Origin of the sequence: Microbacterium proteolyticum (genome assembly GCF_030818075.1) — a bacterium.
GTDB lineage: Bacteria > Actinomycetota > Actinomycetes > Actinomycetales > Microbacteriaceae > Microbacterium > Microbacterium proteolyticum_A.
Map to the genome: position 1 here is coordinate 3688714 of NZ_JAUSZZ010000001.1, position 9235 is coordinate 3697948.

General features: G+C 68.9%; 14 protein-coding genes. 6 read left to right on the top strand and 8 right to left on the bottom strand.

Translation table 11 applies throughout. From position 1 onward, the window contains the following. A complete protein-coding gene (locus tag QE392_RS17085) occupies positions 1 to 486 on the bottom strand; it encodes a DUF2975 domain-containing protein (RefSeq protein ID WP_307453814.1) in 486 nt (161 codons plus the stop codon). 245 nt (positions 487 to 731) lie between these two features. Here QE392_RS17085 and QE392_RS17090 point away from each other — a divergent pair, with 245 nt between their 5' ends. Beyond that, positions 732 to 1133 carry an aldehyde dehydrogenase gene (locus tag QE392_RS17090; protein ID WP_307453816.1) on the top strand — a complete coding sequence of 134 codons (402 nt, stop codon included), beginning with the start codon at positions 732 to 734 and terminating at the stop codon, positions 1131 to 1133. 128 nt (positions 1134 to 1261) lie between these two features. Here the strand turns inward: QE392_RS17090 and QE392_RS17095 are convergent, their stop codons facing one another. Next, on the bottom strand, positions 1262 to 1519 hold the full coding sequence (locus tag QE392_RS17095) for a nuclease (RefSeq protein WP_307453818.1): 258 nt from the start codon (positions 1517 to 1519) through the stop codon (positions 1262 to 1264). A gap of 350 nt (positions 1520 to 1869) precedes the next feature. Between QE392_RS17095 and QE392_RS17100 the strand changes: the two genes are divergently transcribed. Both QE392_RS17100 and QE392_RS17105 read left to right on the top strand, forming a co-directional pair. Next, positions 1870 to 3024 (top strand): rhodanese-like domain-containing protein, encoded by a 1155-nt coding sequence (locus tag QE392_RS17100; RefSeq protein WP_307453820.1) that lies wholly within the window; start codon positions 1870 to 1872, stop codon positions 3022 to 3024. Beyond that, positions 3021 to 4286, top strand: a complete 1266-nt coding sequence (locus QE392_RS17105; protein ID WP_307453822.1) for a YeeE/YedE family protein — start codon at positions 3021 to 3023, stop codon at positions 4284 to 4286. Before QE392_RS17100 ends, QE392_RS17105 begins: the two co-directional genes overlap by 4 nt. Here QE392_RS17105 and QE392_RS17110 read toward each other — a convergent pair. Further along, a complete protein-coding gene (locus QE392_RS17110) occupies positions 4200 to 5213 on the bottom strand; it encodes a LysR family transcriptional regulator (protein WP_307453824.1) in 1014 nt (337 codons plus the stop codon). The genes QE392_RS17105 and QE392_RS17110 overlap by 87 nt on opposite strands. A 72-nt stretch (positions 5214 to 5285) precedes the next feature. On the opposite strand from QE392_RS17110, the gene QE392_RS17115 reads away from it, so the two are divergent. Continuing rightward, positions 5286 to 6191, top strand: coding sequence for a DMT family transporter (locus QE392_RS17115; protein ID WP_307453826.1), 906 nt, complete (start codon positions 5286 to 5288; stop codon positions 6189 to 6191). Positions 6192 to 6201: 10 nt separating this feature from the next. On the opposite strand, the gene QE392_RS17120 is transcribed toward QE392_RS17115, so the two are convergent. From QE392_RS17120 to QE392_RS17135, 4 genes are all read right to left on the bottom strand, one after another. After that, positions 6202 to 6558: a VOC family protein gene (locus QE392_RS17120; RefSeq protein WP_307453828.1), complete on the bottom strand. Its 357-nt coding sequence runs from the start codon at positions 6556 to 6558 to the stop codon at positions 6202 to 6204. A 28-nt stretch (positions 6559 to 6586) separates the two neighbouring features. After that, positions 6587 to 6877 carry a hypothetical protein gene (locus tag QE392_RS17125; RefSeq protein WP_307453831.1) on the bottom strand — a complete coding sequence of 97 codons (291 nt, stop codon included), beginning with the start codon at positions 6875 to 6877 and terminating at the stop codon, positions 6587 to 6589. A 140-nt stretch (positions 6878 to 7017) separates the two neighbouring features. Then, complete coding sequence (locus QE392_RS17130) at positions 7018 to 7821, bottom strand: formate/nitrite transporter family protein (protein WP_307453833.1); 804 nt, start codon at positions 7819 to 7821, stop codon at positions 7018 to 7020. 26 nt (positions 7822 to 7847) lie between these two features. Then, entirely contained in the window at positions 7848 to 7979 is a 132-nt protein-coding gene (locus tag QE392_RS17135; RefSeq protein WP_307453834.1) for a hypothetical protein, read from the bottom strand. 21 nt (positions 7980 to 8000) lie between these two features. On the opposite strand from QE392_RS17135, the gene QE392_RS17140 reads away from it, so the two are divergent. Together QE392_RS17140 and QE392_RS17145 are read left to right on the top strand one after the other, a co-directional pair. After that, positions 8001 to 8345: a hypothetical protein gene (locus QE392_RS17140; protein ID WP_307453836.1), complete on the top strand. Its 345-nt coding sequence runs from the start codon at positions 8001 to 8003 to the stop codon at positions 8343 to 8345. A gap of 23 nt (positions 8346 to 8368) precedes the next feature. After that, positions 8369 to 8578, top strand: a complete 210-nt coding sequence (locus tag QE392_RS17145; RefSeq protein ID WP_307453838.1) for a DUF1653 domain-containing protein — start codon at positions 8369 to 8371, stop codon at positions 8576 to 8578. Positions 8579 to 8740: 162 nt separating this feature from the next. Here QE392_RS17145 and QE392_RS17150 read toward each other — a convergent pair whose 3' ends face one another. Continuing rightward, complete coding sequence (locus tag QE392_RS17150) at positions 8741 to 9202, bottom strand: MarR family winged helix-turn-helix transcriptional regulator (protein ID WP_307453841.1); 462 nt, start codon at positions 9200 to 9202, stop codon at positions 8741 to 8743. Between the last annotated feature and the right edge of the window lie 33 nt (positions 9203 to 9235).

The window sequence follows — 9235 nt, forward strand, 5'->3', positions numbered from 1 at the left end:
TCAGATCACCTCGCCCAGTTCGGTGCGGAGGCCCACGACCTCGTCCTCGCGTGCAATGGCCTGACGCAGCAGACCCTTCATGACCCGCACGAGCAACACCACACCGCAGATGACGACCGCGGCACCGCCGATGAGTCCGACCGCCCCGGGGGCGGTTCCTCCCGGCGCGAGCATCAGGGCGATCGTCACGAGCACAACAACGACCACACCGAGCGACCAAGCGATCACGTCGATCTCGCGAAAGGCACCGACCGCGAACACGGTTCCTGCACGCACCCTCGTCAGCAGGCGCCATACACAGACCGCGAAGACCTGAAGGGCCAGGATGCCAAGCCCCAAAAGCACCACGAAGGTCACCCTCGCGACGGGGGGTGCATCGGTCAGATCCCGGTAGATCGCCGGCAGGATCATGGCCTGCACGACGACGGACCCGATGAGAGCGATGGCGATCGCCGTCTGTGCGGCGCGACTGAGGAGGGAGTTCATGACGGCATCCAATCGTCGATAATCGATCTTATTCTGTCGACTATCGATAGATCCGACAAGTGCGCTCACCCTGCCGTCGGTCGACCCCACCGCTCAGGCCCGCGCCGATCACACACCCACGTCGTCCCGATCAACCTCCCATGAGGCCTGTCGCCGGCTCTCACTCCAGGCGTAACATCGCCCGTACGCCGGAGTCCCTCCGCGGCATCCGGTCCCTCCGTCACGACGAGAACACGGGAGAACCAATGGACACCATGGAAATGATGAAGTCGATGGACATGGGCGAGATGTCGATGGACATGGATGCAATGCAGGAGTGCATGCAGTCGCTCAACGCGTGCGCGATGGCCGCGGCGATGTGCGCCGGCAGCGACATGATGCACGGCCCCGAGATGGCGACCTGCTGCGCCATGTGTTCCAACATGGTCGAGATGGCCCAGGCGACGATGCACATGATGATGCGCCCGGCCGGCATGAACATGGACGTGATGAGCGCCATGATGACCGCCTGCATGACCATGGGCAAGGCCTGCGCCGCCGAGTGCCGCGCGCACGCCGACATGGACGAGATGTGCCGCTACTGCGCGATGGCCTGCGACGACATGGCCATGAAGTGCGAGGCGATGATGGCCTCGATGTCCGCCTGAGTTCTCGTGACGTGCGGCCGCTGACGACTCGTCGGCGGCCGCTCGGCTTTCATGCGGGCACGGCTTGCGCGGCGCTCGGACATGCAGACCGCGCGGCGACGACTCGACCTCTCGAGGCGCTGGCGACCTCAGGCGACGCGCGCGGTCGTGATGACCGTCGACGCGCTGAGCAGTTCCGCGACCGGGTGGTAGGCCACCGGCTCCCCCGCCGCGATCTCGACCGCGGGGCCGACTATCCGCAGGTTCACCGTTGCGCCGTTCAGCAGCGCAACCGTCGCAACCGAGCCATCGGCCTCGACCACGAGGCCGTCCCACCATGCGGCGGGGTTCGAGGCTGCCATGCAGCGCTGGATCGGGTGGACTGTCGACGAGATCGTGCGGGACATGGCTTCACCTGCCTTCGGAGGGTTGGTGACACGACGATACGAGGTGACGCCCCGTCGCGAGGTGGACGCCGTAGCGGGGCGTAACAACAACTGTCGCCGGGCGCCGAACCGGCACCGATGACGGCCCGCGCGGGATTCCCGAAGGCGCTCGAACTGCGAGTCGGGAAAGAGCTTCCCCCGCGCACATCAATGCCGGCGCTTATCACGCCCCTTTCGCTTTCCGGCCAAATATCCCCGTATGACGCCCGGATACCCTCCATTGCGACAAGATCGCGATGCCCAATCGACTGACCCATAGTTGCTGCCGTTGGCACTTGCCATCGCCCTGCACGACTATGAAAGGCAGTCCGATGACACACCCCTCTTCCCCCGATTCCACCCCGGCCGACCCGCAGAAGCCGGCTGCCCGCCGGCCGGCCTGGGTGACTCCCGTCGCGTTCGCCGCGGTCGCCGTACTCGGTGTCACCGCCGGCGTGATCGGCGCGAACAGCTTGCGCGCACCGGCCACCACCCCCGCGACCACCGTGAACGACGGCACCGCGCGGGCCGCCAGCCTCACTGTCGAGTACGGACAGTCGCGCGGGTTTGACGACGTACGCCAAGACGAGGTGCTCGTGAGCACCGAGTGGCTCGACGAGAACCTCGACGACCCGAACGTGGTGGTGATCGAGGTGAGCGAGGGCCGGCAGTCGAGCGCCCTCACGCGCTACGAGGCCGGACACATCCCCGGCGCGGTCGAGTTCGTCTGGTACCGCGACTTCGTCGAGCAGATCGAGCGCGACCTCGTCAGCCAAGACCACTTCACCGCCCTCGCGCAGTCCGCGGGCGTGAACCCCGACAGCACCGTCGTGCTCTACGGCGACGCGAACAACTGGTTCGCCTCGTACGGCGCGTGGGTGTTCAAGCTCTACGGCCACGACGACGTGCGCCTGCTCGACGGTGGCCGCGCCGCGTGGGAGGCCCAGGGCCGTGAGCTCTCGCCGGCAGCCCCGACCCCGGCGACCGGAACGTGGGAGGCCGAAGCACCCAACTCCGACATCCGCGCATTCCAGTCCGAGGTGCTCGCGGTGTCGCAGGGCGAGAAGGACGGCGTGCTCATCGACATCCGCGGACCGCAGGAGTTCGCGGGCGAGATCGGCGTCGCCGAGGGCTTCGGCGGAGAGGCTGCGGCGAAGTGGGGCCACATCCCCGGTGCCATCAACGCGCCGTGGGGGAAGATCGTCAATCAGCAGGCCGACGGCGGCGACGGCACGTTCAAAAACATCGAGGCGATTCGCGAGCACTATGCCGCGCTGGGTGTCGACGGCACCAAGCCCGTCTACGTCTACTGCCGCATCGGCGAGCGCGCCAGCCACACGTGGTACGCGCTGAGCCAGATCCTGGGATACGACGTCAAGCTGTACGACGGTTCATGGACGGAGTGGGGCAACTCGGTCGGCGTTCCGGTCGCCAACCCGACCCTCGAGGCGAGCGGTGGATACAGCGGCCTCTGGGGCGGGCAGTGACCCTGGCGCACGAGTCAGCGACGGTCGCCGGCGTTCCTTCTGAGAAGGGCGCCGGCGACCGCCGCGTGCTCGGGTGGACGCGCGGCGACACCGTCCGCACGATCGTCGCCCTCGCGATCGCGGCGGCACTGCTCACCACGGCGGCTCTGCTCGACGCCGGTCGGGGCGCCGGCCAAGGGCCGACCGCAGCGTTCGCCCTGCTGACGGGCACGGCTCTCGGCATCCTGTTCGAGAGGGGGCGCTTCTGCTTCTTCTGCATCTTCCGCGACCTTTTCGAGAAGCGGAACAGCCGCGGCGCGTATGCGATCCTCACTGCTTTAGCCGTGGGCCTCGTCGGGTACGCGGTCGTCTTCGCGCTGCGGGTGCCCGTCCCGGTGCCGGGTACGTCCGCACCCGGAGCGCACGTCGGGCCGGTCAGTGTCGCACTAGTGTTCGCGGGCATCGCCTTCGGCCTCGGCGTCGTGATCTCGGGAGGCTGCATCGGCGGCCACCTGTATCGCCTCGGCGAAGGGAGCCTGCGAGCCTTTCCCGCCCTGGCGGGATCGATCCTCGGCTTCGGCCTCGGGTTCCTCACCTGGAATCCCCTCGCATCCACCTTCATCCTGGGCGCCCCCGCGCCCTGGCTTCCGGCTGCGGCGGGCTACGGTGTCGCCGTCGCCTTCCAGCTCGCCGTGATCGTGGCGATCGGCATCTGGCTGTTGAAGTGGAACCCGCCGGTCGACGCTCGTCCCGCGTACCGGGTGGATGCCACCGAGCTGCGCCGCGTGCTGTTCTTCCGCCGGTGGCCGGCGCTGCTCACGGGGGCGCTGGTCGGTCTCGCGAGCGTTGTCTATTACCTGCGGGTGGGCCCCCTCGGGGTGACGAGCCAGCTCTCGAGCCTCACCCGAACCGCTCTCGAGACGAACGGCCTCATGCCCGACACGTTGATCGGACTCGATGCGTCGCTGGGCGGATGCGTCGCGTTCGTCGTCGAGACCATCACCGAAAATGGCTGGCTGCTCATCGGCATCTTCGCTGGTTCGCTCGCCGCCGCTCTGCCGGGGCGGCGCTTCCGCCTCGAGCGGCTGACGGTGCGCGGAACCGGCACGGCGCTGATCGGCGGCATCCTCCTCGGCTGGGGCGCGATCCTCGGGCTCGGCTGCACGATCGGCGTGTTCTTGTCGGGGATTCAGGCGTCATCGGCATCGGGATGGATCTTCGCCGCATCGGTCGTGCTGGCCCTGGGGATCGGCTTTCGAGCGGGACTCCACCGCGGCACGTGACCGCGTCGTGCAGCGCTGGACGTGCACCCGCACCGCCTCGACCATCTCGTGCCGAAGACCGTCGAGAACGGCGCGGATCGTCGCCCCGTCGCGGCGAGGGGTGCGCACGATGGCCGCGATCTCGCGGAAGGCGGCCCCGTCTGCCAGCGGCACCGCGGCCGTGCCGGGCGGCAGCGGCCCGCGCCCGAGCCTCGGCAGGGCCGCGATCGCCAACCCGCGCTCGACGAAGGCGAGAAGCGACTGGAACTCCGCGGCCTCGTACACCGTTCCGGCGCTCCGGCCGAGTCCGGTCGTCGACTCCAGCCACCGGCGGTAGGGGTCATCGTTGGGGGTCACGGCCCAGCTCTCGTCGACGAGGTCGGCCCAGGTCAGGCGCGAACGGCCCCCGAGCGGGTGGTCGGCGGGAAGGATGACGTCGACGGCGTCGTGCCCGAGCATCTCCCGGTGCAGGTCGGGGTCGGCGTGCCCGGTCGGCGCGGCCCCCCACGACTTCACGACGGCGAGGTCGGCGAGCCCGAGGCGCACCTGACGGGTGGCATCCGCGGGTTCGCGCTCGACCGGCTCGATCCGCACCGCCGGACACGTGTCGCGCAGCGTGGCGATGAGCGGCACGACCAGTCCGCGCAAGGCGGTCGGAAAGGCGGCGACCCGCACGCGGCCGGCGGGGCGATCGGATGCCGCGACCTCGGCGAGATCGTCGAGACGCAGCACCGCCGGGCGGCCCTCGTCCACGAGCCGGCGAGCCAGTTCGGTCAGGACGACCCCGCGCCCCACCCGCTCGAGAAGCGGTGCGCCGACCGCGTGCTCCAGCCGTTGCACGCGCTGGGTGACGTTCGACGGGGTGTAGTGCAGCAGGGCGGCGGCTGCGGTCACCGATCCCGCGTCGGCCACGGCGATGAGCGCGCGGAGCCCGTGCACATCAATCATTCACTGATCGTAAATCGCGGGGCGCGGAAACGCTCGATTGTGCTGCACGATGTGCGCCACGATCATCGAGAGGTGACCCAGACGACGCCCCCTGCCATCGGCATCCCCACGCCGCGGAACCCGCGCACGCGCGCGAGCGTGCTGCTGGCGCTCGCGATGGCCGGGTGGGGCACGATCGGCCTGTTCAGCATCCAGGCGGGCACCGACGCGATCACGACGACCGCCTGGCGCTGCGTGTTCGGCGCGGCGACACTTCTCGTGCTGTCCCTTGCGACGCGGTCGTTCCAGACCTCGATCTGGACGCGGCGCGCGGTCCTGCTGACCGTGGTCGGTGGCCTCGCGCTGGTCGCGAACTGGGCGTTCCTCTTCTTCTCGTTCAGCCAGACGACGATCACCATCACGACGGTCGCCTATCACCTCGAGCCGTTCTTCCTCGTCGCGCTCGGTGCGCTCGCCAGTCGCACAGCGCCGCGGCGGGGCGACGTGGCGTGGCTGTTCGCCGCGTTCGGCGGACTGCTGCTCGCGACGCAGTTCGTCGGCGCTCGCGGCATCCAACCGCTCGACGCGGCGCAGCTGCTGGGCGTCGGGGCGGCGCTGGCCGCCGGCGCGCTCTACGCCGTCGCCACCTTTGCGGCACAGCACACCAGTGGCATCCGTCCCTACCCGATGACGCTCATCCAGTGCGTCGTGGGCGCCGCGATCCTGCTCCCATTCGCGCACTCGCTCGACTGGGGCGGGTCGTCGTGGGGGTGGATCGCCGTCATGGGCATCGTCCACACCGGCCTGCTGTACTCGATCCTCTACAGCACCGCCCGCGTGCTCTCGACGATCACGCTCGCCGCCCTGTCATTCGTGAACCCCGCCGTCGCCGTGCTCGTCGACGTCCTGGTCTACGGGCACCTGCCCGACGCCCTGCAATTGCTGGGCATCGCAATCATCGCCGCGGCGACCTTGGCGATGACGCTGCGCAACCGCTGACGACCCTTTCTCAGCGTTCGGCGATGTCCACGACGCAGAACCGGTTGCCCTCGGGGTCTTCGAGGATGACGTAGTCCGCGTCGGCCGGTCGCCCGCTCCACTCCACCTCGCGGGCGCCGAGCTCGACCAGCCGGGCGACCTCTGCCGCCTGATCGTCGGCGTACAGGTCGAGGTGGATGCGCGGGGGGAGCACCCGTGACGAGCGCATGGCGTCGAGCGACACGTGGGGGCCCGCGCCCGCGCGCGGTTCGAGGACCACGAAGTCGTCGGAGGCACCGCGCGGCACGTAGTCGAGCGCGCGTGTCCAGAACTCCCGTTGCCGAACGAGGTCGTCGACGCGGATGACGATGGACCCGACGGTGAGCATTCCGTTCCCGTCCGCGGTGCTGGCGCCGTCAGTCCGCCGGTCGGCGGACGTCATCGGGCAGATCACGCGGCCGGCGATCGGCATCCTCCCCCGTCTGCGTCGAGCTCCAGGCGGCCGGCACCTCCAGCGACGACGTCGGCATCCAGCCGTAGATCGACGACTGCACCGCCGCCGCGTCGACGACCGGTGCGAACGCCGAGCGCATCGCCTGGCGCCCGCGCTCCGTCCGCCGTCGCCGCAGGGCTACGGTGAGCCGCACCACCATGCCCACCGCGATGGCGGCCCAGAACACGACCTCGATCCAGCCGAACGCCCCCATGCGATGCCTCCCCTGTCGCGGGTGTGGGGCCACGCTACTCGCCACCGTCGGCCGGCGGTAGGCGCGCCGGCCCACCGAATTCACGGGGCACCCCGCCTCACCCCGGATGCCGCGATGCCGACGCCGTCAGCGAGCCGGCGTCACCCCTTCTTGCGCTCCGCGAAAAGGTCCTTCGTGCGCAGCAGCCGAAGGGCCGTGACGAGTACGAGCCCGCCGAGCACGTTGAAGAGCAGGACGTACCCGAACCAGCCCAGCCAGTCGAGATAGGTGATGTCGGCACCCGACTGGATCGCTCCGAAGATGAGGAGCGAGTCGAGGATGGAGTGGAAGAGTTGCAACCCGGCGAGGAGGAAGCCGCCGATGACGGTGGCGACGATCTTGGCGGGGTCGGACTGGGTGCCCTGCTGCATCCGTGTCATCAGGGTGATGGTGCTGCCGCCCAGCACGGCGAGGACGATGCTCTGCCACCCGAACGGGGCGTCTACGTAGTGGTGCGCCGATTCGGCGAGCGTCTCGTGCCAGTCGGGGAACGCGGTGGTGAGCAATCCCATGAACACCCACCCGCCGGCCAGGTTGGCGACGAGCGTTCCACCCCAGAGCCGGGCGAGCTGCCCGAACGTGCCCTCCTTGGCGACCAGCGCGGCGATGGGCATGAGGAAGTTCTCGGTGAACAGCTCGCTGTGGGCAAGCAGCAGGGCGATGAGTCCGACGCTGAACGCCAGGCCGGCGAGAAGGTGGTCGCCCGTCTGATGCAGCACCCCGAGGTACGCGGCGACGCCCAACCCCACCTCGAGTCCGCCGAAGAACCCGGTGATCAGAACGATGCGCCACGGCCTGTTGAGTCGTTCCGCGCCCTCCGTGACCGTCGCATCGAACGATTCGGCGAGCTCGTCTTCGACGGCCTCGTCCGAGTCGCCGATCTCGCGTCGGCGGTCGTCGCTCACGGGAGCATCCGTCGTGTGTCCATGCCTCACCGTCGCTCCCACGCGGATGCCGCACAACCCACCTGCGTGCGTGGCCCGGTGTTGATACGGCTCGACGGCAGCTTCATGGATGCCACGGCGCGCGGGGATTCCTGCAGGGCCGTGGCGGTGGCAAACACCCCAGCGATTAGTCTCGACCCATGGCCTGTTGTCCCCGCCCGACGTTCGACGAGATCACGGAGTGGGTGGCCGCGTACGAGGAGACCGACCACGTCGCTCACGCGACCGTGCACGTCTTGGCCCAGGAAGACCCCGAGCACCTCGACTCGGGGATCGTCGCCATTCACCTGAACCACGGACCCGCGTCGATCTACCTGAACGTCGACTGCGACAGAAAGTGGACGGCCGCCCTCACCGAGCGGTCCGGCGAATTCCCGCTCTCGGGCAAACACCTCATCGCCCTCGGCGAGGAATTGTTCACGACGGGGCGCCTCTGCGAGTACCTGCAGTCGCGCACCGACGAGGCTGCCGTCACGACGGCGTAGTCTTGTCAGGGAGAACGCTGCGCATGGACATAGAACCCGGCATCTACGAACACTTCAAGGGCCAGCGCTACGAGGTGTTCGGAACGGCGAGGCATTCCGAGACCGAAGAGGTCTTCGTCTCGTACCGCAAGCTCTACGACGACTACTCGTACTGGGTGCGTCCGGTCGAGATGTTCACGGGGACGGTCGAGCGCGACGGCTATTCGGGGCCGCGATTTCGGCGGGTCGCCTGATTCGCGAGGTTCGCTCCGTCACGTGCGTCACGAATCGCCGTCGTCTCTCGGCACCGCAGCCAGCGAACCGGTAAAAGGCTCATGACGGCAGGGCGGACGCACTGAGTCGGAGACGACGACTCGATGTCGAGAGCATCCGCCAGTCCCCCGACACGCTCCCGCTCATGACGCCGGAGGGGCATCGTCGCCGCGGCGCAGTGCCTCATCGACACGAGCGAGCAGGGCGGCCGCTGCCTGAACCCCGGCATCGTCGCCGTCGAGCGCGACACGCAGGCGGTCGGCCCAGTAGGCGTGGAGCTTCCGCACGCTCTCCTCCGCCAGAGCGGTGGGCTGCAAGCGCACGGCGCGGGCATCATCCGGAGCAGTCTGACGCTCGATGAGGCCCTTCGCGACCAGCGAGCGCAGCGCAACGCTGCAGTTGCTGCGCTGCAGTGCGGTTGCTTTGGCGACGGCGCTCGGCGAGGCGCCGGGATTGTGGTGCACCCACCTCATGACGAGTGCTTCCGTTCCCGTCAGCGAAATGATGTCGGGCGCCTGGGGGCCGTTCGGATCGATCTCGCGCGCGACGCGCATCACGACGTCGGCGAACTCGGCGAGAGCATCGTCGGAGATCGCGGGGGGCACGCGGCGACTGTACCAGCCGGAGATAATAAGTTA

Excerpts from the sequence above, each read along its gene's own strand:
- QE392_RS17110 (WP_307453824.1), bottom strand. The coding sequence starts at position 5,213 with ATGATTGATGTGCACGGGCTCCGCGCGCTCATCGCCGTGGCCGACGCG.
- QE392_RS17140 (WP_307453836.1), top strand. The coding sequence starts at position 8,001 with ATGGCCTGTTGTCCCCGCCCGACGTTCGACGAGATCACGGAGTGGGTG.
- QE392_RS17120 (WP_307453828.1), bottom strand. The coding sequence starts at position 6,558 with ATGCTCACCGTCGGGTCCATCGTCATCCGCGTCGACGACCTCGTTCGG.
- QE392_RS17095 (WP_307453818.1), bottom strand. The coding sequence starts at position 1,519 with ATGTCCCGCACGATCTCGTCGACAGTCCACCCGATCCAGCGCTGCATG.
- QE392_RS17100 (WP_307453820.1), top strand. The coding sequence starts at position 1,870 with ATGACACACCCCTCTTCCCCCGATTCCACCCCGGCCGACCCGCAGAAG.
- QE392_RS17090 (WP_307453816.1), top strand. The coding sequence starts at position 732 with ATGGACACCATGGAAATGATGAAGTCGATGGACATGGGCGAGATGTCG.
- QE392_RS17145 (WP_307453838.1), top strand. The coding sequence starts at position 8,369 with ATGGACATAGAACCCGGCATCTACGAACACTTCAAGGGCCAGCGCTAC.
- QE392_RS17085 (WP_307453814.1), bottom strand. The coding sequence starts at position 486 with ATGAACTCCCTCCTCAGTCGCGCCGCACAGACGGCGATCGCCATCGCT.
- QE392_RS17125 (WP_307453831.1), bottom strand. The coding sequence starts at position 6,877 with ATGGGGGCGTTCGGCTGGATCGAGGTCGTGTTCTGGGCCGCCATCGCG.